Annotated in this window: 19 protein-coding genes; 8 read left to right on the top strand and 11 right to left on the bottom strand. The window is 71.5% G+C overall.

Annotated elements, in window-relative coordinates; genetic code table 11:
• Window positions 1-201: 201 nt before the first annotated feature.
• The 10 genes from CEB94_RS16900 to rsmI all read right to left on the bottom strand — a co-directional run bounded on the left by CEB94_RS16900 (window position 202) and on the right by rsmI (window position 13,246).
• A complete protein-coding gene (locus CEB94_RS16900) occupies window positions 202-2,097 on the bottom strand; it encodes an outer membrane protein assembly factor BamB family protein (RefSeq protein ID WP_175433026.1) in 1,896 nt (631 codons plus the stop codon).
• Between the two features lie 70 nt (window positions 2,098-2,167).
• A complete protein-coding gene (locus CEB94_RS16905; RefSeq protein WP_175433027.1) occupies window positions 2,168-3,931 on the bottom strand; it encodes an outer membrane protein assembly factor BamB family protein in 1,764 nt (587 codons plus the stop codon).
• Between the two features lie 192 nt (window positions 3,932-4,123).
• Window positions 4,124-5,932: an ABC-F family ATP-binding cassette domain-containing protein gene (locus tag CEB94_RS16910; RefSeq protein WP_175433028.1), complete on the bottom strand. Its 1,809-nt coding sequence runs from the start codon at window positions 5,930-5,932 to the stop codon at window positions 4,124-4,126.
• 70 nt (window positions 5,933-6,002) lie between these two features.
• Window positions 6,003-7,244 carry a hypothetical protein gene (locus CEB94_RS16915; protein WP_175433029.1) on the bottom strand — a complete coding sequence of 414 codons (1,242 nt, stop codon included), beginning with the start codon at window positions 7,242-7,244 and terminating at the stop codon, window positions 6,003-6,005.
• 67 nt (window positions 7,245-7,311) lie between these two features.
• Entirely contained in the window at window positions 7,312-8,211 is a 900-nt protein-coding gene (locus tag CEB94_RS16920; protein ID WP_175433030.1) for a 4-(cytidine 5'-diphospho)-2-C-methyl-D-erythritol kinase, read from the bottom strand.
• Entirely contained in the window at window positions 8,208-9,098 is an 891-nt protein-coding gene (gene rsmA, locus CEB94_RS16925) for a 16S rRNA (adenine(1518)-N(6)/adenine(1519)-N(6))-dimethyltransferase RsmA (RefSeq protein WP_175433031.1), read from the bottom strand. Before rsmA ends, CEB94_RS16920 begins: the two co-directional genes overlap by 4 nt.
• A 30-nt stretch (window positions 9,099-9,128) precedes the next feature.
• A complete protein-coding gene (locus CEB94_RS16930) occupies window positions 9,129-10,553 on the bottom strand; it encodes a resuscitation-promoting factor (RefSeq protein ID WP_175433032.1) in 1,425 nt (474 codons plus the stop codon).
• 131 nt (window positions 10,554-10,684) lie between these two features.
• On the bottom strand, window positions 10,685-11,605 hold the full coding sequence (locus tag CEB94_RS16935) for a TatD family hydrolase (protein ID WP_175433033.1): 921 nt from the start codon (window positions 11,603-11,605) through the stop codon (window positions 10,685-10,687).
• Window positions 11,606-11,684: 79 nt separating this feature from the next.
• A complete protein-coding gene (locus tag CEB94_RS16940; protein WP_175433034.1) occupies window positions 11,685-12,113 on the bottom strand; it encodes a hypothetical protein in 429 nt (142 codons plus the stop codon).
• A 284-nt stretch (window positions 12,114-12,397) separates the two neighbouring features.
• Window positions 12,398-13,246 (bottom strand): 16S rRNA (cytidine(1402)-2'-O)-methyltransferase, encoded by an 849-nt coding sequence (gene rsmI, locus CEB94_RS16945; protein ID WP_175433035.1) that lies wholly within the window; start codon window positions 13,244-13,246, stop codon window positions 12,398-12,400.
• A gap of 85 nt (window positions 13,247-13,331) precedes the next feature.
• Between rsmI and CEB94_RS16950 the strand changes: the two genes are divergently transcribed.
• The 3 genes from CEB94_RS16950 to CEB94_RS16960 all read left to right on the top strand — a co-directional run bounded on the left by CEB94_RS16950 (window position 13,332) and on the right by CEB94_RS16960 (window position 18,605).
• Entirely contained in the window at window positions 13,332-15,080 is a 1,749-nt protein-coding gene (locus CEB94_RS16950; protein ID WP_175433036.1) for a dolichyl-phosphate-mannose--protein mannosyltransferase, read from the top strand.
• Between the two features lie 127 nt (window positions 15,081-15,207).
• Window positions 15,208-16,989, top strand: coding sequence for a penicillin-binding transpeptidase domain-containing protein (locus tag CEB94_RS16955; RefSeq protein WP_175437030.1), 1,782 nt, complete (start codon window positions 15,208-15,210; stop codon window positions 16,987-16,989).
• Window positions 16,938-18,605 (top strand): penicillin-binding transpeptidase domain-containing protein, encoded by a 1,668-nt coding sequence (locus CEB94_RS16960; RefSeq protein WP_175433037.1) that lies wholly within the window; start codon window positions 16,938-16,940, stop codon window positions 18,603-18,605. The genes CEB94_RS16955 and CEB94_RS16960 overlap by 52 nt, the downstream gene beginning before the upstream one ends.
• A 9-nt stretch (window positions 18,606-18,614) precedes the next feature.
• Here the strand turns inward: CEB94_RS16960 and CEB94_RS16965 are convergent, their stop codons facing one another.
• Window positions 18,615-18,980: an SsgA family sporulation/cell division regulator gene (locus tag CEB94_RS16965; protein ID WP_175433038.1), complete on the bottom strand. Its 366-nt coding sequence runs from the start codon at window positions 18,978-18,980 to the stop codon at window positions 18,615-18,617.
• A 168-nt stretch (window positions 18,981-19,148) separates the two neighbouring features.
• On the opposite strand from CEB94_RS16965, the gene CEB94_RS16970 reads away from it, so the two are divergent.
• The 5 genes from CEB94_RS16970 to CEB94_RS16990 all read left to right on the top strand — a co-directional run bounded on the left by CEB94_RS16970 (window position 19,149) and on the right by CEB94_RS16990 (window position 22,752).
• A complete protein-coding gene (locus CEB94_RS16970; RefSeq protein WP_175433039.1) occupies window positions 19,149-20,213 on the top strand; it encodes an energy-coupling factor ABC transporter permease in 1,065 nt (354 codons plus the stop codon).
• Window position 20,214: 1 nt separating this feature from the next.
• The gene (gene cbiQ / locus CEB94_RS16975) at window positions 20,215-20,976 is read left to right on the top strand and encodes a cobalt ECF transporter T component CbiQ (protein WP_175433040.1); all 762 of its coding nucleotides are present in this window, start codon (window positions 20,215-20,217) and stop codon (window positions 20,974-20,976) included.
• Complete coding sequence (locus CEB94_RS16980) at window positions 20,964-21,731, top strand: energy-coupling factor ABC transporter ATP-binding protein (protein WP_175433041.1); 768 nt, start codon at window positions 20,964-20,966, stop codon at window positions 21,729-21,731. Before cbiQ ends, CEB94_RS16980 begins: the two co-directional genes overlap by 13 nt.
• A 10-nt stretch (window positions 21,732-21,741) precedes the next feature.
• Window positions 21,742-22,203 carry a MarR family winged helix-turn-helix transcriptional regulator gene (locus tag CEB94_RS16985; RefSeq protein ID WP_175433042.1) on the top strand — a complete coding sequence of 154 codons (462 nt, stop codon included), beginning with the start codon at window positions 21,742-21,744 and terminating at the stop codon, window positions 22,201-22,203.
• Between the two features lie 102 nt (window positions 22,204-22,305).
• Entirely contained in the window at window positions 22,306-22,752 is a 447-nt protein-coding gene (locus CEB94_RS16990; protein ID WP_175433043.1) for an organic hydroperoxide resistance protein, read from the top strand.

The raw sequence follows: 22,752 nt of genomic DNA on the forward strand, positions 1-22,752 counted from the left end.
CCCCCGCCTTCATGCCCCCGGAAGCTACACGCTTGTTCGACGTTGCGCTTCCCCTACCCGCGAGAATCGCCCCGGATCGCCGAAATTCCTCTCATTCCAGGTTGACCGCGCCAAACAGATGCGGCCCCACCCCTGAACAGAGACGGGGCCGCATCAGCCACCAGTAGATCAAAAACCGATCAGCACCCGGTCAGTGCCCGATCAGCTCGTACCGAAGCCGACCGCCAGGTACTCCTTCTCCCTCACCGTCGACCGCTTGCTCGCGTACACCTTGGACATGTAGAGGTGCCCCTCGGCGTACAGGAACTCGGAGTACTCCGGCGACATGCTGGTCTCCACATCGCGGACCGTGTCCGTCGAGGGGTTCTCCAGCAGCGTCGTCTCCTTGAAGCTGCCCCCGGCGATGCTCACGACCTGTCCGCCCTTGTCGTACGGGGGACGCTTGTACGCGATCAGGTTGCCGCCGTCCATGCGCAGCGGCGAGATCGTGTAGCCGTCGCCCGCGTCGGCCCGCTGCCCCGTCTGCTTGCCGGTGGCGAGGTCGAAGGCGACGATCTCGTTGGTCTCGCTGTACTTGCCGGTGCCGTCGTGCTCCTCGGTCGGCAGGTAGAGCCGGTCGTTGCCCACGGCCAGCAGGTTGCAGGCCTCGACGCGGGTGATGCCCTCGCAGCGGGCCGCGAACTGCTCGCCCGGCGCGGAGATGCGCGTGCGCAGCTTGCCGGTCTTGCCGTCGATGGAGAAGAAGTCGGAGATGCCGCTGCCGTCGCCCGCGGAGTCGCCGACGTCGGCGGCCACGACCAGCGGGTTGGTCGACACGATGCTCGCGTACTCGATGCCCTCGGCCATCTTGTACTCCGAGATCACCTTCCCGGACTTCGGGTCGATGGTCTGGATGTGCAGCTGCCGCTGGTCGTAGGAGCCGCACTTGCGCACCGCGACCAGCTTGTCGCCGCCGCCGTACCCCGCGTCGTAGCAGGAGTCGGTCGGCTTGGGGCTCCACAGGAGCTTGCCGGAGACGTCGAAGGCGGCGCCGCCGCTGGTGCTGCCGACGGCGACGGTCTTCCCGCTGAGGGTGACGTTGTCGAAGGTGATCAGCTGGTCACCGGTTTTGACGGTCTTGGTCCACAGCCTCTTGCCGGCGTCGAGGTCGATGAGCGCGATCTCGCTGCACCCGTGCGACGGGTCGGCCTTGGTGGGCATCGCCGGCTGGTACAGGATCGCCGTCAGGTTGTCGTCGGTGACATGGCGGGCGGCCTGGCAGACCGGGCCGTCCAGCGGGATCTTCCACAGCTCGCCGCCCTTGTCACGGTCGTAGCCGACGATCTGGGCGATGCCGCTCTTGACGTACGCCTTGTCGGTGAGCCACGAGCCGGAGACGACGACCGTGCTGTCGTTCTTCACCTCGGGCGCCGGGACCTGGAAGAGGACCTTGGCGCTGGGGTCGGACGGTGCCTTCTCCTTGCCGGAGGTGGTGCCGCCGTTGTCGTCGTCCGTGCCGCCGGTGCCGGCGCTGGTGCCGGCGGTGTCGTTCTCCTTGCCCTCGTCCTTGCCGGAGGAGGCGTACCAGAAGCCGCCGCCGATGATCAGGGCGATCGCCACGACCGCGGCGACGATGATCGCCAGCTGTGCGCTGAACTTCCCGCCGCCGCCCGGCTGTCCGGCCTGCGGCTGGTGCGGCATGGTCTGCTGCGGATAGCCGTAACCGGGCTGCTGCCCCGGCTGCCCGTAACCCGGCTGCCCGTACCCCGGCTGCCCATAGCCCGGCTGCGGCTGTCCGTAAGGCGCCTGCTGCGGCTGCCCGTAGGGCCCCGGCTGCTGACCGGGGTGGCCGTAGCCGGGCGGGGCCTGCGGAGGCTGGGGCGCCGGAGCCCCCTGCGGATAGCCGTAACCCTGCGGGGGCTGGGGCGGGCCCTGCGGGGCGGCCGGCGGAGGCGTCTGCGGATAGCCGTACCCCGGCTCCGGGGCCTTGCCGAGGTTCGGCCCCGCCGCAGGCGGCGGGGTCTGCGGCGGCTGATCCTGCGGCGGCTGGTCCTGGGGCGGCCCGAAGCCGCCCCCCTGCGGGGGCTGCTGGGGTGGCGGGGGCGGCGGCTGGGTCATGGCGTGGGTACCTCGGGGAAGGGGACGGACGACGACGAAGGCGGTACGGGGAGATACGGAGGAGGAAGAGTCACTTGCCGTAGGCGAGCATCAACTTCTCCTTCGTGTCGTCGTTCCCGCTCAGCCGTGTCGTCGAGATGTAGAAGCGTCCGTCGACCCAGTCGACGTCCTTGGAGAAGAAGCTGTCCTCGATGTCCGCGGCGGCCTGCGGGTGCTGCAGCAGCTTGGACGGCTTGTGGCTGCTGCCGCCGGTCGGGATGGACACGATCTGCCCGCCCGCGTCGTACGACGGCTGCACATAGGCGATGAGCTTGCCGCCCTCGGTCTTCACCGGCAGCATCGACTCGTCGGAGGGCGACTTCACGCGCCACTTCTCCTTGCCGTTCGCGAGGTTGACCGCGACGATCTCGTTGGCGCCGGAGGTGGCCTCGGTCGGCAGGTACAGCGTGGTGTCGTCGACGGCGACGCCCTGGCAGCCCGTGAGGTCGCGCTCGAGGATGGCCCAGCCGCACTCGGGGGCGAAGTCCTCGTCGAAGCCGACCTGCGAGCGGAACTTGCCGCCGGAGGTGAAGGTGGAGATGTTCCAGGCCTTCTTGTCCTCGTTGGTGCTGTAGACGACCAGCGGGCTGACCGAGTAGGTGCGCGCGACCCGCCAGCCCTTGTCGAACGGCTGGGTCCACCTGGCCTTGCCGGTCTTCGGGTCGAGCTCCTGGACCTCGTCGTGCTCCTTGTCGGTGCCGGCGCCGCAGGAGGAGACGGCGATCAGCTTCTCGCCGCCGGCGAACGCGGCGGGGAAGCAGGCGTTGCCGTACTTCTTCTTGTCGAAGAGCTTGTCGCCGTTGGTGACGTCGTAGGCCGTGCCGGACTGGGAGCGGCCCACCATCAGCGTCTTGCCGGTGATGGACATTTCGACGGAGAGCGTGGAGTCGAACAGTGCGCCGTCGGCGACCTCTTCCTTCCAGCCCTTCTCGCCGGTGTTGAGGTCGATCTCTTGGAGCTGGTTGCACTTGGCGCGGTCGCTGCTGCCGCTCATGTACGCGACGACGATCTTGTCGTCGGACGTCTTCTGCGGAGTCGTCGCACAGATCTTCTGCGGGAAGGTGATCGCGTCCCAGGCGGGTTTGCCGTCACCGGCGTTGTAGGCGAAGAGCTGCTTGTAGGCGGCCTTCACCGCGGTCTTGCCGGTGATCCACATGCCGTCGGCGTCGGCACCGGAGCCGGGGGCGTCGGGCGCCTCCTTGTACCAGAGGACCTTGGCCTCGCCGGCCTGACGGCCCTCGTTGAGGTTCTCCGGGTCCTCGCCGCCGTCGCCGCTGCCGTCACCGGGATTGACCGGGGCGGAGGAGCCGGGCTTGGCGTCGTCGGTCTTCTGGGCGACGGGCTTCTTCTTGCCCTTGCCGTCGTCGTCGCCGGTGACGGCCCACACGGTGCCGCCGACGACGAGCAGCGCGGCGACCGCGGCGCCGATGATGATGGCCGGCTTGCCCTTGAAGGGGTTGTTCGAGCCGCCCCCGGGCGGGGTGCCGGGCGCGCCGGGGTACTGCGGCTGCTGCGGGTAGCCGTAGCCGGGCTGGCCGTACGGGCCGGGCTGCTGGGGCTGGCCGTAGGGGCCGGAGTTGTACGGTCCCGGCTGTCCCGGCTGTCCGTACGGACCGGGCTGCTGCGGAGGCTGCTGCGGGTAGCCGTACCCGGGCGGCGGTGGGCCCTGCGGGGGCGGCGGCGTCTGGGGCGGGCCCTGGGGCGGTGGCGGTGCCCCGTGACCACCGCCCTGCGGCGGCTGGTTCTGCGGTGGTCCGAAGCCACCGTGCGGCGGCTGACTGGGCGGCTGAGTCATCAGCGGCTCCCCCGTTCGATCACTGATTTTTAGCCACGCCCTGAGATGCTCAATGGGCTCAGAGTCGCTTCATAAAGTTCTAAGACGGCTCTTTCTATCACCCCGTTCCGTCAACGGACCGGGCCGTATCACCCGCTGTTCCCAAGGGAGGACCAGCCCGTGATGCCGCCGTTATGCGTCTTCACGCACCCTTCACGCATCCTCGGCGAGTTCCAGCCAGCGCATCTCCAGCTCCTCGCGCTGACCGGCCAACTCCCGCAGCTCAGCGTCCAGTTCCGCCACCTTCGCGAAGTCCGTGGCGTTTTCGGCGATCTGGGTGTGGAGCTTGGTCTCCTTCTCCAAGACCTTGTCGAGCTGTCGCTCGATCTTCTGGAGCTCCTTCTTGGCGGCGCGCTGGTCGGCGGCGCTCTTCTCCGGGGGGCCGGACTGCTGCACGGCAGCGGGGGCCGAGGCGGCCGCGGCCTCCTCCATGCGCCGGCGCCGCTCCAGGTACTCGTCGATACCGCGCGGCAGCATCCGCAGGGCGCCGTCGCCGAGCAGGGCGAACACGCGGTCGGTGGTGCGCTCGATGAAGAACCGGTCGTGGGAGATGACGATCATCGAGCCGGGCCAGCCGTCGAGCACGTCCTCCAGCTGGTTCAGCGTCTCGATGTCGAGGTCGTTGGTGGGCTCGTCGAGGAAGAGGACGTTGGGCTCGTCCATGAGCAGGCGCAGCAGCTGGAGCCTGCGGCGCTCACCGCCGGACAGGTCGCCGACGGGAGTCCACTGCTTCTCCTTGGTGAAGCCGAACGTCTCGCACAGCTGCCCCGCGGTCATCTCGCGGCCCTTGCCGAGGTCGACGCGCTCGCGCACCTGCTGCACGGCCTCCAGCACCCGCGTGGCCGGGTCGAGTTCGGCGACCTCCTGGGAGAGGTAGGCCAGCTTCACCGTCTTGCCGACGCGGACGCGACCGCCCACGGGCTGGGTTTCGCCGTCGGAGGTGGCGGCCTCGGCCATGGCCCGCAGCAGGGACGTCTTCCCGGCGCCGTTGACACCGACCAGGCCGATCCGGTCGCCGGGCCCGAGCTGCCAGGTGACGTGCTTGAGGAGGACCTTGGGGCCCGCCTGGACGGTGATGTCCTCCAGGTCGATCACGGTCTTGCCCAGCCGGGTGGAGGCGAACTTCATCAGCTCGCTGCTGTCCCGGGGCGGCGGCACGTCCGCGATGAGCTCGTTGGCGGCCTCGACGCGGAAGCGCGGCTTGGACGTACGGGCGGGCGCCCCGCGGCGCAGCCAGGCCAGCTCCTTGCGGACGAGGTTCTGCCGCTTGACCTCCTCGGTCGCGGCGATGCGCTCGCGCTCGGCACGGGCGAAGACGTAGTCGGAGTAGCCGCCCTCGTACTCGTAGACCGCGCCGCGCTGGACGTCCCACATGCGGGTGCACACCTGGTCGAGGAACCACCGGTCGTGGGTGACGCAGACGAGGGCCGACCTGCGGTTCTGCAGATGCCGGGCGAGCCAGGCGATGCCCTCGACGTCGAGGTGGTTGGTGGGCTCGTCCAGGACGAGCAGGTCCTGCTCCTCGATGAGCAGCTTGGCCAGCGCGATCCGGCGCCGCTCACCGCCGGAGAGCGGGCCGATGACGGTGTCCAGACCCTTGGGGAACCCCGGCAGGTCGAGACCGCCGAACAGGCCGGTCAGCACGTCCCTGACCTTGGCTTCGCCCGCCCACTCGTGGTCGGCCATGTCGCCGATGACCTCGTGGCGGACGGTGGCCTCGGGGTCGAGGGAGTCGTGCTGGGTGAGCACGCCGAGGCGGAGCCCGCCGGAGTGCGTGACCCGCCCGGTGTCGGCACTCTCCTGCCTGGCGAGCATGCGGATGAGCGTGGTCTTTCCGTCGCCGTTGCGGCCCACGACACCGACGCGGTCCCCTTCGGAGACGCCGAGGGAAACACCGTCGAGCAGGGCACGGGTGCCGTACACCTTGCTGACGTTCTCGACATTGACCAGGTTGACGGCCATTACTCTCCTGCCAAGGGGGATGGATCGCCCCCCAGGGTAGTCGCGCGCAGGGGTGCTCCGGCCGGGGCGGTCAGCCGCCGTCCGCGGCCTCCCGGCGGCGTTGGTAGCGCCACACGTCCAGCAGCCGCTCGTCGAACGGCTGCTCCGGGTCGAGGGGGCCGATCCGGTGCTCGGCCTCCACACAGCGCGGATCGTCGCGGTAGGCCAGGCCGGACACGGCGCAGACGCGGATCACCTGTCGTTCGTCATGGGTGAGCGTGACCAGCGCGTCCCCCACCTCGGGCTCGCGCCCCCGCTGGTGCGCGAGCCAGTGGCACACCGCCTCGCGTACGCCGGGGTCCTCGTCGTGGGCCAGGGTGAGCACGGCGGTGAGGCTCTCGGGGCGGATCCGGGACCGGCCGTCATCGTGCTGGTGCACGGCGCCCGGTACCAGGGAGCGCACCCTCGGGTCCGGGTGGGTGAGGTACGACAGTCCCACGGCCTCGATCTCCGGTGCGCTGTCGTGGGTCATCGCGTTCAGGAGGGCGGCCAGCACCTCCGGATCCTCCTCCTGTTCCGCCCAGGGCACCAGCTCCCTCCCCCGGTCCCGGAACGGGTCGCCCTGCTTGACGAGGTCTCCGAGGATCAGGAGCAGCAGGATCTCCGCCGCGAGCAGGCGGTGCAGCCGGCCGGGGTGGTCGAGGAGGTCCCTGGCCCACTGCCAGGTCTCCTCGTCCAGCCGGCGTCCGAGTGTGAACACCACGTCCGACCAGACGACGTGGTCGCGGTCGGGATGGGCGAGAGCCCGGGCGACCAGTTCGTCGAAGGGCGTGCGGGTCCCGTAGCGCTCTTCCATGGAGGTGAGCACCGCCCGGTGCTCGTCGCGCACGGTCATCCCGCCGAGCGTGAGCTGCTCGCACCACCAGCCGATCTCGTCGTCCTCGACCCGGATCCGCCTCACCGGCCCGGCGAGGCCGGTGAGGCGGCGCAGCTCGGCCTCCGCGCCCGCCTCGGCCCACCGCCGTGCCCGGGCCAGGACTTCTGCGCGCACCGGTGCCGGGAGCGGCATCCGGCTGGTGGCGAGCGCGTAGGTCAGGAGGTGCGATCCGCCGTCCACCGCCCGCGTCAGCGGGGTGCTCCCGTCGGGCAGCCGGCGCAGGGGGTCGGCGCCGGCCTGGAGCAGCGCCTCGGCGACGGGCCGGTCGTACGCCGCCACGGCCAGGCAGAGGACCGGCAGGCCGTCCTGGAGGGTGTCGGGGTCGGCCCCGGACTCCAGCAGCGCCGTGACCTCGTCCACGTCTGCGCGCTGTACCGCCGCGACCAGTTCCCGCACGCCTGTGCCCCCCCCTCTTGAAACGACTGGGGGAGCCTAGGCGCCCGGCAGCGGCCGGGGCACCTGGTTAACGCCCGGCGACCGTCGCCCCGGGTGCCGGTCCCGACGCCGTACGCACCGTCCGGCACGTCCCGGACGCCAGGAGGGCCTGCGCCACCGCGGCGGCCGACTCCGGGTCGCGGACCAGGAACGCCGTGGTCGGGCCGGAGCCCGAGACGAGCGCGGTGAGGGCACCGGCGGCCCGGCCGGCCGCCAGGGTGCCGGCCAGTTCCGGGAAGAGGGAGAGGGCGGCGGGCTGGAGGTCGTTGGAGACGGCGGCGGCGAGCGCGTCCGGGTCGCCCTTGGCGAGGGCGGCGAGGAGTTCCCCGGAGGCGACGGGCTCGGGGATGTCCGTGCCCTCGCCGAGCCGGTCGAACTCGCGGAAGACCGCCGGGGTGGACAGGCCCCGGCGGGCCATCGCGAACACCCAGTGGAAGGTGCCGCCGACCTCCAGGGGCGTCAGCTGCTCGCCCCGCCCGATGCCCAGGGCCGCCCCGCCGACCAGGCTGAACGGCACGTCACTGCCCAGCTCGGCGCAGATCTCGAGGAGTTCGTCGCGGGGCGCGCCGGTCTGCCACAGCGCGTCGCAGGCCACCAGGGCGCCGGCGCCGTCCGCGCTGCCGCCCGCCATGCCGCCGGCGACGGGGATGTCCTTGGCGATGTGGAGGTGGACGTCGGGGCTGCGGCCGTACCGCTCGGCGAGCGCTTGGGCCGCCCGCGCCGCCAGGTTCGTTCGGTCCAGGGGGACCTGGTCGGCGTCCGGGCCGTCGCAGGTGACGCGGAGCTCGTCGGCCGGGGTGACGGTGATCTCGTCGTAGAGGCCGACCGCGAGGAAGACGTTGGCCAGTGCGTGGAAGCCGTCGGGGCGGGCGGCGCCGACCGCCAGCTGGACGTTGACCTTGGCCGGGACGCGGACCGTGACGCTCACGCGGACTCCTTCTCCTGGTCCTGGGTCGTCTTGTGCTCGGCGATACGCGCGAACTCTTCCACGGTCAGCGACTCGCCCCGGGCCTGCGGCGAGACCCCGGCGGCGACCAGGGCCTCCTCGGCGGCGGCGGCGGAGCCGGCCCAGCCGGCGAGCGCGGCCCGCAGCGTCTTGCGGCGCTGGGCGAACGCGGCGTCGACGACGGCGAACACCTCGCGCTTCGAGGCCGTCGTCCTCGGCGGCTCGCTCCGCCGGACCAGGGACACCAGGCCGCTGTCGACGTTGGGCGCCGGCCAGAACACGTTCCGCCCGATGGCACCGGCGCGCTTGACCTCGGCGTACCAGTTGGCCTTGACCGAGGGGACGCCGTAGACCTTCGAGCCGGGCGGTGCGGCGAGCCGGTCGGCGACCTCCGCCTGGACCATCACGAGGGTGCGTTCGATGGCCGGGAAGGTGTCGAGCATGTGCAGCAGGACCGGGACGGCCACGTTGTAGGGGAGGTTGGCGACCAGTGCGGTCGGGGCGGGGCCCGGCAGCTCGGTGACGTGCATGGCGTCCGAGTGGACCAGGGCGAACCGGTCGGCGCGCTCGGGCATGCGGGCCGTGACGGTCGCGGGCAGCGCGCCGGCGAGCACGTCGTCGATCTCCACCGCCGTGACCCGGTCGGCGACCTCCAGCAGCGCGAGGGTGAGCGACCCGAGCCCCGGGCCGACCTCGACGACCACGTCGTCGGGGCGGACCTGTGCGGTGCGGACGATACGGCGGACGGTGTTCGCGTCGATCACGAAGTTCTGTCCGCGTTGCTTGGTCGGGCGTACGCCGAGGGCTGCCGCGAGCTCGCGGATGTCGGCGGGGCCCAGGAGGGCGTCGGGGGTGGGGCTGCTGGTCACGGGACAAGGGTACGGGGGTTCGGTCGCCGCCTATCCGCGCAGCCGTGCCCCGCAGTGCGGCCATGGGCTTGCCCCGCGCCGCACATACAGCTTCTTCGCCCGGTACGTCTGCTCCGCCGCTGGGGCGTCCTGGGGGCGGCCGCTGCCGCCGAGGGCCTGCCAGGTCTGGCTGTCGAACTGGTAGAGGCCGCCGTAGGTGCCCGAGGAGTCGACCGCGTCGGGCCGGCCGCCGGACTCGCAGGCCGCGAGGCCCTGCCAGTCGAGGTGGTCGGCGCCCTGCACGGACGCCGGGCGCTGCTTGGTGCCGACCTTGACGACCTGCGGGCGCGGCTCGCGCACGACCTCGGAACCGATCCGGCGCGGTTTCTGCCGGACGCCGTTGACCGTGCGCAGGGAGAAGGTGACCCGGCGCAGGCCGGGCTCGCCCGCGTGCTCCACGACCTCGGTGCCCCGGAACAGGGCCGGATCCTCCGTCCGCCGCACGTGGAACGGGATCGGCTCCTCGCGGACCTCCTGGCCGCCGGTGATCCGCAGCACCGTCACGGTCTGCCCGTCGCGCGGGAAGCTGCCCTGCGGGACCGACGTGGTGTCCTGGCCGCGCAGGGTGATCCCGGCCTCCTCGACGGCCTCCCGTACGGTCGCCGCGTTGGTGCGTACCGTGCGGGCGCGGCCGTCCGCCATGATCGTGACGGTGCGCTCGGTCCGCACATCCAGTGCGAGCCCCTCGCGCCCGATGCGCCGGGAGCGCGAGGTGGACACGTACGCGCCCTCCTGGCGCACGCCCAGCTGCCGCAGCGCCCCCTCCACCGTATGGGCGGTCGTCCACACCTCACGCCGGTGTCCGTCGAGGGTGAGCCGCACAGGGCGGGCGAAGTGCACGGCGACCTCGTCGCCGCTGCTGATCTCCGCGCCGGGCCCGGGCGCGACCACGTCGTGGGCGCCCACCTCGACGCCTTCCTCCGCCAGCAGCTCGGTGACGTCGTCGGCGAAGGTGTGCAGCGTGCGCGCCTTGCCGTCGACGTTCAGCTCGATCGCCTTGTCCTTGGCGACGAACGCCGTGGTGCCGCCCGCCAGGAAGGCGACGACCAGGGCCTGCGGGAGCAGCCGCCGCATGGGACTGTCCGGGCGCTCGGCGTAGCGCGTCTTGCGCCGGCGTGCGGCTCTGCGGTGCGAGCCGGTGCGCGCCGCGGCACGCGATCCGGCGCGCGCACCCATGCCCGGGTCGGAGTACCCGGCGGGCGCGGGCTCGTCGTCCGGAGCACTCTGCCGGGGCAGCCCGGGCAGGGTCGGCGCCTCGTAGGCGGGCCGGTAGGTGTCCTCGTGGGCGCCGGGGCCCCCGGGCGTCCCGTAGCCGAGCGTCTCGGCGCTGTGCAGACCGGCCGGCGGCGCGTCGAAGCCGCCGTACACCGGGTCGGTGCAGGCCGGGCCATACGTCTCGTACCGCGAGTTGCTCACGCCGACGCGCTCCAGGGGCCGGAGGGGGTCCAGAGGGGTCCGGATCGGGCCCCCAGAACCTAGCGGAGCGTTCGTCACTCTCCAAAGCGACGCGACTACGCACAGTCGTACGGTGCGGCCGGCGGGCGGGGTCAGTAACCGAACGCGCGTGCCGTGTTCGCTCCGAGCGCCGTGGCCAGCGTGTCCTCGTCGATGCCGCGCACCTCGGCCATGGCCCGCACCGTGATCGGCACGAGGTAGGGGGCGTTGGGCCGCCCGCGGTAGGGCGCCGGGGTGAGGAAGGGCGCGTCCGTCTCCACGAGGAGCAGCTCCAGCGGGGCCACCGCCACCGCGTCCCGCAGGTTCTGGGCGTTCTTGAAGGTGACGTTGCCGGCGAAGGACATGAAGTAGCCCGCGCTCGCGCAGATCCCGGCCATCTCGGCATCGCCGGAGTAGCAGTGGAAGACGGTGCGCTCGGGGGCGCCCTCCTCCTTCAGCACGCGCAGGACGTCGGCGTGGGCCTCACGGTCGTGGATGACCAGGGCCTTGCCGTGCCGCTTGGCGATCTCGATGTGGGCGCGGAAGGACCGCTCCTGCGCGTCCTTGCCCTCCGGCCCGGTGCGGAAGTAGTCGAGGCCCGTCTCACCGACGCCCTTGACCTGCGTCAGTCCGGCCAGCCGGTCGATCTCGGCGAGCGCGTCGTCCAGGGCCGCCTGGCCGCCGGGTTCGCGGGTGCCCTGCCGCGACCGGCCTCCCCCAGCCCCAGGGGGCTGGGAGGTGCCCCCAGGGTCGCCGTGCACGATCCGGGGTGCCTCGTTCGGGTGCAGGGCGACCGTCGCGTGGACGGCGTCGTGGGCCGCCGCCGTCTCGGCCGCCCACCGGGAGCCCTTGAGGTCGCAGCCGACCTGCACGAGCGTCGTCACTCCGACCGACGCCGCCTTGGCCAGCGCCTCCTCGACCGTGCCGGACTGCATGTCCAGATGGGTGTGGGAGTCGGCGACCGGCACCCGGAGGGGTTCCGGGAGGGGCGGGGCCGCGTTCTTGTCCTGGCGGCCGGAGTCGTTCGAAGGCATGCCCCGATCCTACGAAAGGGGTACGCCCTCCCCGATGGGGGAGGACCGGGGAGGGCGTCGACAAGGGAAGCCGGACGGGTCAGCTCGCCTTGCGCTGGAAGGGGTGCAGCAGGTCGGACAGGTGCCAGTGGTGGTGCTCGCGCTGCTCCTGACCGTCCGTTGCCCCGGCGTGGGCGTCCGCGGTGGGCGCCTGAACGGGCCCGGCGGGCGGCGGCACGCGGGAGGGCCGGTGTGCCGCGTCGCGCGCCGATGCGACCCGCCCGGGCCGCATGATCCGCACGACGTGGCTGTCGCAGTTGTGGCATTCGGGCTTGCTCAACGGGGAGGGCACCACCTTGCCGTCGGCCACATAGAGGACGAACTCGTGACCCGCCGCGTCCGTGTGGTGCTCTATCTCGTACGACTGCTCCCAGCCGTGCCCGCACCGCATGCAGGCGAAGGAGTAGGACTCGTTGACGACTGCGGTCGCACCGGCGCGGAGCCCGGTCTGCCCTGCGATCTCACTCATGCCAGCTCCTGTTCCGCTGTGGCGTGAGGACGATTCCGTCCCCGCAACCCAGTGGACTCCTCGGCCGGACCGATGGCAGCAGACCTGTCGACTGTTGGCCCCGATTTGGGCGTCCCTTGCCCCAGACCCCCGTTGCCTTTGCCCGCCCATGGGGCGCACGCTCATCCGACATGCGCCCTGCTCAGAGGGTTTTTACGCCCCTCTCAGGGGCGCGGGGAACTGCGCGACGAACCACAGGCAACCGGCGCCCCGCAGAGCACTCCGGCCCCCATCCCGAGCCCGGCTCACCCCGCCGCGTTCTTCGCGGCGACCACGGCATCGAAAACCTGCCGCTTCGGCACTCCGACCTCCTGAGCCACCGCGGCGATCGCCTCCTTGCGCCGCTCCCCCGCCTCCTCCCGCACCCGAACCCGCCGCACCAACTCCTCCGCCCCGACTTCCTCGGGCCCCCGCTCCGGCGCCCCCTCGACCACAACGGTGATCTCCCCGCGCACGCCCTCCGCGGCCCAAGCGGCCAACTCCCCCAGCCCCCCGCGCCGAACCTCCTCATACGTCTTGGTCAGCTCACGGCACACCGCGGCCCGCCGCTCCACGCCGAACGCCTCGGCCATCGCCGCCAGCGTGTCGTCGAGCCGGTGGGGAGCCTCGAAGTAGACGAGGGTGCGCCGCTCCCCGGCCACCTCCCGCAACCGCCCCAGGCGTTCCCCCGCCTTGCGCGGCAGGAACCCCTCGAAGCAGAACCGGTCGACGGGCAATCCGGACAGCGCGAGCGCGGTGAGCACCGCGGACGGCCCGGGCACGGCGGTGACCCGTATGTCCCGCTCGACCGCGGCCGCGACCAGCCGGTACCCCGGGTCGGACACGGACGGCATCCCCGCATCCGTGACGAGCAGCACCCGCGCCCCGCCCACCAGCTCCTCGACCAGCTCCGGCGTACGCGCGGCTTCGTTGCCCTCGAAGTACGACACCACCCGCCCCTTGGGCGTGACGCCCAGCGCCTGGGTCAGCCGCCGCAGCCGCCGCGTGTCCTCGGCGGCGACGACATCGGCTCCGGCCAGTTCGTCGGCGAGCCGGGGCGGTGCGTCCGCGACGTCGCCGATCGGGGTACCTGCGAGTACGAGGATTCCAGTCACGTCCCCATCCTCCCAGGGGCGGAGGTTGCGGACGCATACCGGCCATGCACGGGACTCACACAGAACGGTTCCCTACGATGGCGCGGTGACCAGTACCGCGTCCTCCACGGACACCCGGCAGGGCCAGGCGCCGCTCGACCAGCGGCCGTCCTGGCAGCAGCGGCTGCGCCGCTTCGGCTACCAGGGGCAGCCCAGAAGCGACGCCCGCGACGTCCGTGACCGCCTGGTGCCGCCGTACACCGAGCCCTCCCCGCGCCTGTGGGCGGCGCTCGGCATCCCGCACCCGCTCGCGGGGCGGCTGGTGCGCTGGTCGGGCTGGATCGGCCCGCTGCTCGTCACACTGCTGGCGGGCGTGCTGCGGTTCTGGAACCTGGGCAGCCCCAAGGCGGTGATATTCGACGAGACGTACTACGCCAAGGACGCGTGGGGTCTCGTCCACCGCGGGTTCGAGGTCGGCTGGGACAAGAACGCCAACGACCTGGTGCTGTCGTCGGGCGGGCACGTCGCCATCCCGACGGAGGCGGCGTACGTGGTGCACCCGCCGGTCGGCAAGTACGTCATCGGGCTCGGCGAGCTGATGTTCGGGTTCGACCCGTTCGGCTGGCGGTTCATGACGGCGCTGCTCGGCACGCTGTCCGTGCTGCTGCTGTGCCGGATCGGCCGCCGCCTGTTCCGCTCCACCTTCCTGGGGTGTCTCGCGGGCACGCTGATGGCGGTGGACGGCCTGCACTTCGTGATGAGCCGCACGGCGCTGCTCGACGGCGTGCTGATGTTCTTCGTGCTGGCCGCGTTCGGCTGTCTGCTCGTCGACCGGGACAGGGCCCGCGAGAAACTCGCCGCCGCGCTGCCGCTGGACGGCGACGGCCGGGCCCGGCCCGACCGGCACACCGCCGAGACCACGCGCCTGGGTCTGCGTCCCTGGCGCTGGGCGGCAGGCCTGATGCTGGGCCTGGCCATCGGCACGAAGTGGAACGGCCTCTACGTCCTGGCCGCGTTCTGCCTGATGGCGGTGTTGTGGGACGTCGGCTCGCGCAGGGTCGCCGGTGCCCGGCACCCGTACACGGCGGTCCTCAAGCGCGACACGGGCCTGGCGTTCCTCGCCACGGTCCCGGTCGCCCTGGTCACGTACGTGCTGTCCTGGACCGGCTGGATCCTCTCCGCCACGGACGGCTCCGGCGGCTACTTCCGCAACTGGGCCGCGACCGGCGGCAAGGGCGGCAGCTGGACGTTCCTGCCCGACTGGCTGCGCAGCCTGTGGCACTACGAGCACCAGGTGTACGAGTTCCACGTCGGCCTGTCCTCGCCGCACACGTACCAGTCCAACCCGTGGAGCTGGCTCGTCCTCGGCCGCCCGGTGTCGTACTTCTACGAGTCCCCCGCGCCCGGCAAGGACGGCTGCCCCGCCGACGCCGGCGAGAAGTGCGCCCGCGAGGTCCTCGCCCTCGGCACGCCGCTGCTGTGGTGGGTCGCCTGTTTCGCGGTCCTCTACGTCCTGTGGCGCTGGTTCTTCCGCCGCGACTGGCGCGCGGGCGCCATCGCCTGTGGCATCGCGGCCGGCTACCTCCCCTGGTTCATGTACCAGGAGCGCACGATCTTCTTCTTCTACGCCGTCGTCTTCCTGCCGTTTTTGTGCCTGGCGGTGGCGATGCTCCTCGGCGCGATCATCGGCCCGCCGCGCTCCTCCGACACCCGCCGCGTCGCGGGCGCCACAGCCGCGGGCGTCCTGGTCCTCCTGATCACCTGGAACTTCATCTACTTCTGGCCCCTGTACACGGGCACCGCCATCCCGATCGACGACTGGCGGGCGCGGATGTGGCTGGACACCTGGGTGTGATCTATGTTCGGTCAAGAATCGAAACACCCGTCCCGGTAGTAACCGCTTACGCATAGAGTGCTCCCGGGATCGAGCTTTCTGAACGCGTTCAAAGGAGCGCGTGGGGCTCAACGGGGAGGGCTGCCCTATGGGCAAGGGGGTCAAAGCCGCCGTCATAGGCGGAGTGTTCGCGGTGATGGTGGGTGGGGCCGGCTACGGCACCTACAACATCATGAGCGCGCTGAACGGTGACGGGGGCGGCACGGGCGGGGTGGCCGCGGAGACGAAGTCGGGTCCGCCCGGCACGGACGAGGTCAAGGAGACCGCGGCCAAGTTCTTCACGGCCTGGGAGAAGGGCGCCGCCGCCACGGCGGCCTCGTACACGAACAACGACGCGGCCGCCGAGGAACTGCTCACCGCCTTCGGCGACGACGCGCACCTCACCGACGTGAAGATCACGCCGGGCGCAGCCCGGGGCATCACCGTGCCGTACACGGTGAAGGCCAAGGTGGTCTACGACGGAAAGTCCAAGGCGCTGACCTACCGGAGCGAGCTGAAGGTCGTGCGCGGACTGACCACCGGGCGGGCGCTGGTCGACTGGCAGCCGTCCGTCGTGCACCCCGAGCTGAAGAAGGGCGACACCCTCGTCACCGAGCAGTCGGCCACCCCGCCGATCGAGGCCGTGGGCCGCGACGGCTCCGAGCTGACGAAGGAGGAGTACCCCTCCCTCGGCCCGGTCCTGGACGCCCTGCGCGACAAGTACGGCGAGAAGGCCGGTGGCGCCCCCGGCGTCGAGCTGGTCATCCGGCACGCCGGCGACGGCGCTGCCGACACTCCGCTGCTCACCCTCGCCAAGGGCAAGCCGGGCAAGCTCACCACCACGATCAGCCCGAGCGCGCAGGCGGCGGCCGAGAAGGCCGTCAAGAGGTTCGCCCAGTCGTCGGTGGTGGCCGTCAAGGCCAGCACCGGCGAGGTGCTGGCCGTGGCCAACAACCGCACGGACGGCTTCAACGCCGCTTTCCAGGGCGAGGCGGCACCCGGCTCCACGATGAAGATCATCACCGCCGCGATGCTCATCGACAACGGCGTGACCTCGATGAACGGCCCGGCACCCTGCCCCGATACCGCCGTGTGGCAGAGCCAGACGTTCAAGAACCTCACGAACATGAAGGCCAACGAGAGCGCCACGCTCGCGAACAGCTTCATGCGGTCCTGCAACACCGCCTTCATCAAGCTCATCGACGAGAAGCCGCTCACGGACGCCTCGCTGACCCAGGAGGCCGAGCAGCGCTTCGGCCTGGGGCAGGACAACTGGACGACCGGCATCGCCTCCTTCGACGGCAGCGTCCCCGCCGTCGACGGGCCGGACCGGGCGGCGGGCGCCATCGGGCAGGGCCAGGTCCAGATGAGCCCGCTGAACATGGCCTCGGTCACCGCGACCGCCATCACCGGCGCCTTCCGCCAGCCCTACCTGGTCTCGCCGGGGCTGGACGGCCGTGAGCTGGCACAGGCCCAGGGCCTGCGGGCGAGCACCGCCGCCCAGCTCAAGCAGATGATGCGGCTCACCGCCACGCAGGGCACCGCCGCGCAGGCCATGGCCGGACTCGGCGGCGACATCGGCGCCAAGACCGGTTCCGCCGAGGTGGACGGCAACGCCAAGTCCAACAGCTGGTTCACCGGGTTCCGCAACGACATCGCCGCGGCGGCCATGACCGAGGAGGGCGGGCACGGCGGCGACGCTGCCGGGCCGATTGTCGCAGCCGTGCTACGAACGGGCGCTGATCTCACCTCCGCGGGGCGGGACTCTAGGGTGGTGGCCGTCGTTGGAACGTCTGAGGGCAACGGGGACCCTGGGGATTCGCGGAGGAAAGAACAGCAGTGGGCAACAGAAGGCGCGTCGCCGAGCGACGGAAGACGAGACCCGCTGTGATGGGCGGGATGATCGCCGTGGTCGTCGTGGGCGCCGGGGCCGGTGCCTACGCGCTGTACGGCGGTGGCGCCGCCGCCGACGACGGGACGCGGGCATCGGACCAGAAGGCCGAGGTGAAGACCGGTCCGCTGTCCCCGGCCGAGGTCACCACCACCGCCCGCGCCTTCCTCACCGCATGGCAGTCCCAGAAGGTCACGCGGGCCGCCGCGGCCACCGACGACCCGTCCGCGGCCCAGCCGCTGCTCACCGGCTACACCAAGGACGCCCACATCAAGGACGTCACCCTCACCCCGGGCAGGCCCGCCGGTGACAAGGTGCCGTTCTCCGTCAAGGGCACGGTCTCCTACAAGGGCACCGACAAGCCGCTGGCGTACGACAGCTCCCTGACCGTCGTGCGCCGCGCCGCCGACGGAAAGCCGCTGGTGGACTGGCACGCGGCGGTCGTCCACCCCGATCTGAGGGACGGCGACACGCTGGTCACCGGCGCGGCGGGCACGCCCCCGGTCAAGGCCCTCGACCGGGACGGCGGCGAACTGACCACGAAGAAGTACGCCTCGATCGGCCCGATCCTGGACGGCCTGCGCGAGAAGTACGGCAAGAAGGCCGGCGGCAAGGCCGGCATCGAGCTCCGGGTCGTGCGCGGGAAGGCCTCCGAGGCGAAGGACCTGTCCGACAAGACACTGCTGGAGCTGAGCGAGGGCACGCCCGGCACGGTGAAGACCACGCTGGACCCGGCGCTGCAGGCGGCGGCCGAGCAGCGGGTCGCGAAGAAGGCCAGGTCGTCGGTGGCCGTGGTGCGGGTGTCGACCGGCGAGATCCTGGCCGCCGCCAACGCCTCCCCCGGCTTCAACACCGCCTTCCAGGGCTCCCTGGCCCCCGGTTCCACGATGAAGGTCATCACCTCGTCGCTGCTGATCGAGAAGGGCCTGGCCTCGGCGGACAAGAAGCACCCGTGCCCGAAGTACTTCACGTACGGCCACTGGAAGTTCCAGAACGACGACAAGTTCGAGATCAAGAACGGCACCTTCAAGGCGAGCTTCGCCCGTTCCTGCAACACGGCCTTCATCAGCCAGGCCCCGAAGCTGAAGAACGACGACCTGACCAAAGAGGCCCAGCAGGTCTACGGCCTCGGGCTGAACAACTGGGCGATCGGTGTGCCGTCCTTCGACGGCGCGGTGCCGGTGCAGTCGGCGGCCCAGATGGGCGCCTCGCTGATCGGGCAGGGCGGGGTCCGCATGAACCCGCTGAACATGGCGTCGGTGTCGGCGACGGTCAAGGCCGGCACCTTCCACCAGCCGTACCTGGTCTCCCCGGACGTGGACGGGCGCGAGCTGGCGAAGGCCTCGCGCACGATGCCGGCGAGCACCCTGTCCCAGCTGCGCGAGCTGATGGCGTACACGGCCGCGTACGGCACGGCCGCGGAGGCGATGGCCGGGGTCGGCGGCGACGTCGGTGCGAAGACCGGCTCCGCCGAGGTCGACGGGCAGAAGAAGCCGAACGGCTGGTTCACGGCCTACCGGGGCGACCTGGCCGCCGCGGGCGTGGTCCAGCAGGGCGGGCACGGCGGTTCGACGGCCGGCCCGATGGTGGCGGCACTGCTCAAGATGGGCGGCTGAGCCCCGGGTTCAGTGCGTGACGGGTTCCGCGGCGGCCATGTACGTGCGCCGCAGGAACCGCAGCAGCGCCTGCCGCTCGAACTGCACGACCGACACCCCCTGCGGGGAGTGGAACTCCACCACGACCTGCACCCGGCCGCACGGCCACACCCGCACCTCGCCGCTCCCGGCGGGGGCCCGCAGCCCCTCCTCCAGCAGCTCGCGGCTGAAAACCCACTCGTGTCCCCCGGCTCCCGGCAGCGCCATGCGCACCACCCGAGGATCGCGGTCGGGGTCGTACCGCAGGGTGACCGGAACCGCCTCCAGCTCGTCGACGAGCGGCACGGCCGCGTCCGAGACGATGTGGGCTCGCGCGTACTGCTCGACTACGGACATCGGACGGCCCCTTCACCGTGCGTGATCCGAGTGGAAACCGTGCGTCCACTCCCTCTCCAATGTCGCATATTTTCCGAATTGCGCCCGTGGAGCCGGATATATCACGGGTGAGATAAAACGAGCGTCACGCTCTTGCAAACCGTTCGCATCAAGCCACATCATCGAACGGTGCATGTACCTGACGGATTCATCAACGCGCCCACCTCCGCAGCCACCGGTGTGATCGCCGCGGGCGCCGTCGCCGTGAGCCTGCGCGGCGCCCGCCGTGAGCTCGACGAGCGCACGGCTCCGCTGGCCGGGCTCGTCGCGGCGTTCATCTTCGCGGTGCAGATGCTGAACTTCCCCGTCGCGGCGGGGACCAGCGGCCATCTGCTCGGCGGTGCCCTGGCGGCGATACTCGTCGGCCCCTACACGGGGGTCCTGTGCGTCTCCGTCGTCCTGCTGATGCAGGGCATCCTCTTCGCGGACGGCGGTCTGACCGCGCTCGGCGTCAACATCACCAACATGGCGATCGTCACGACGGTCGTCGCCTACGCCCTCTTCCGCGGCCTGGTGAAGGTGCTGCCCCGCACCCGCCGTTCGGCCACCGTGGCCTCCTTCGTGGCCGCCCTGGTCTCCGTCCCGGCCGCCGCGCTGGCCTTCACGCTGATGTACGCCGTCGGCGGCACCACCGACGTGTCGATCGGCAAGGTCGCCACCGCCATGATCGGCGTGCACGTCCTGATCGGCATCGGCGAGGCCGTGATCACCGCACTGACCGTCGGCGCGGTCATCGCCGTACGCCCGGACCTGGTGTACGGGGCGCGCGGTCTGACCCAGAAGCTCAAGCTGCGGGTGAACGGCGAACTGGTCGACGCGCCCGACGCCGAGCCCGCGCCCGTACCCGCCGCCGCCCGGACCTCGCACCGCAAGGTGTGGGCGGCCGGCCTCGTCGCCTCCCTCGTGCTGGCCGGGTTCGTCAGCTTCTACGCCTCGGCGAACCCAGACGGTCTGGAGAAGGTCGCCGCCGACCACGGCATCGACAAGAAGGCCGAGGAACACGCGGTGTCCGACTCCCCGCTCGCCGACTACGGCGTCAAGGACGTCGACGACGCCCGCCTGTCCGGGGGTCTGGCGGGTGTCATCGGCGTGGGGGTCACGGTCGTCGCGGGCACCGGCGTGTTCTGGGCCGTGCGGCGCCGCCGTACGGACGACACCTCGCCGTCGGACACGACGAGCATGACGAGCGTCTGACATGGGAGCCGGGCACGCGCACAAGCTGTACCGGCACGGGCACTCGCCCGTGCACGGCCTGCCGCCGCACACCAAGCTCGCCGCGGTGTTCGCCTTCGTGGTGGTCGTGGTGTCGACACCACGCGAGGCGATGTGGGCGTTCGGGCTGTACGCGGTGCTGCTCGGGGCCGTCGCGTGCGTCGCGCGCGTGCCCGCCGCCTTCCTGTTCCGGCGGCTGCTGATCGAGGTGCCGTTCGTCGCGTTCGCGGTGCTCATGCCGTTCGTGGCGGAGGGCGAGCGGGTCGAGGTCCTCGGCCTGTCCCTGAGCGTGAACGGCCTGTGGGGCGCCTGGAACGTGCTCGCCAAGGGCACCCTCGGCGTCGCGGCCTCGGTACTGCTGGCCGCCACGACCGAGCTGCGCGAACTGCTCCTCGGCCTGCAGCGCCTCAAGCTCCCGCCGCTGCTCGTGCAGATCGCGTCCTTCATGATCCGCTACGGCGATGTCATCAGCGACGAGATGCGGCGCATGCGGATCGCCCGGGAGTCACGCGGCTTCGAGGCGAAGGGCGTGAAGCACTGGGGCGTCCTCGCCAAGTCCGCGGGCGCGCTGTTCATCCGCTCCTACGAGCGCGGCGAGCGGGTGCACCTGGCCATGGTCAGCCGCGGCTACGCCGGCTCCATGCCCGTCATCGACGAGGTGACCGCGTCCCGGGCGCAGTGGTCGTACGCCTTCGCCCTCCCGGGCGCGGCTCTCGTCGTCTGTCTGCTGGGATGGACCCTGTGACTGCTTCCCTCGAGGTCTCGGGCCTCGCTTTCGCCTACCCCGACGGTCATCAGGCCCTCTTCGGCGTCGACTTCTCGATCGCGCGCGGCGAGCGGGTCGCGCTGCTCGGGCCGAACGGCGCCGGCAAGACGACCCTCGTGCTGCACCTCAACGGCATCCTGACCGGCGGCGCCGGCACGGTGCGGGTCGCCGGGCTGCCCGTGGACAAGCGGAACATGGCCGAGGTCCGGCGCCGGGTCGGCATCGTCTTCCAGGACCCGGACGACCAGCTGTTCATGCCGACGGTCCGGGAGGACGTGGCGTTCGGGCCGGCGGCGGCCGGGCTGAAGGGGCCCGAGCTGGAGGAGCGCGTGGAGCGGGCGCTGGAGCGGGTCGGCATGGCGGGGTTCAAGGACCGCCCGCCGCACCACCTCTCCTTCGGGCAGCGCCGCCGGGTGGCCGTCGCGACCGTCCTGGCGATGGAGCCGGAGATCCTCGTCCTCGACGAGCCCTCCTCCAACCTGGACCCCGCCTCCCGCCGTGAGCTGGCGGACATCCTGCGCTCCCTGGACGTGACCGTGCTGATGGTCACGCACGACCTCCCCTACGCCCTGGAGCTGTGCACGCGCTCCCTGATCCTCAGCGACGGGGTGATCGCGGCCGACGGGCCGACGGGCGAGCTGCTCTCCGACGAGGAACTGATGCGGGCCCACCGTCTGGAGCTGCCGTTCGGTTTCGATCCGCGTTCCGTCCCTGCGGCTCCGGCCCGTCCGTGACAATGGCCGCGTGACGAACGAGGAGAGCGACGGATCACTGCTGCTGGACGAGCAGCTGTGCTTCGCGCTGTACGCCGCCCAGCGCGCGGTGACGGCGGCGTACCGACCGCTCCTCGACGAACTGGGCCTCACCTACCCCCAGTACCTGGTGCTGCTGGTCCTCTGGGAGCGCGGCGAGACGACGGTGAAGGAGCTGGCCGCGGCCCTGCGCCTCGACTACGGCACGGTCTCGCCGCTGCTGAAGCGCCTGGAGGCGGCCGGTCTGGTCATGCGTGAGCGGTCGGCGCGGGACGAGCGGTCGGTGCTCGTGACCGTGACGGAGTGCGGGGAGGAACTCCGGGAGCGGGCAGGGCGGGTGCCCGGCGCGCTGCTCACGGCGACGGGGCTCGACGGAACGCAGGCCGGGCGACTGCGCGCGGAACTGTGGCGGCTGGCCGAGCGGGCGGAGTCGGCGGCGGACCGGGCCCGCTGAGGGTTACCCCCGGTTCCCACCCCCTGGGCACGACAGGCGAGTTACCGGCCAGTACCTTGTGCACGATGTATTGGTGCACACCTGGTTTTGGGGGAGGACAGCATGACTGACGGCCCCGCCGTCGACACCCGCCCGACGAAGATCATGTTCGTGGCGGAGGCCACCGCCCACGGCGGCCGCGAGGGCTACGTCACCAGCCAGGACGGTCAGCTCGACCTCAAGGTCGCGATGCCCCCGCAGCTCGGCGGCGACGGTAACGGCACCAACCCCGAACAGCTCTTCGCGGCCGGCTACAGCTCCTGCTTCCACAACGCCCTGATCCTCGTCGGCAACCGCGAGGGCTACGACCTGACCGGCTCCACGGTCTCCGCGAAGGTCGGCATCGGCCCCAACAAGCAGCGCGGCTACGGCCTCGCGGTCGCCCTCAGCGTCTCCCTGCCGGTCGTCGACCCGGACCTCGCGACCAGGCTGGTCGACGCGGCCCACGAGATCTGCCCGTACTCGAACGCGACCCGCGGGAACATCGACGTGACCATCCTGCTTGGCTAG

The organism is Streptomyces hawaiiensis (genome assembly GCF_004803895.1).
Lineage (GTDB): Bacteria > Actinomycetota > Actinomycetes > Streptomycetales > Streptomycetaceae > Streptomyces > Streptomyces hawaiiensis.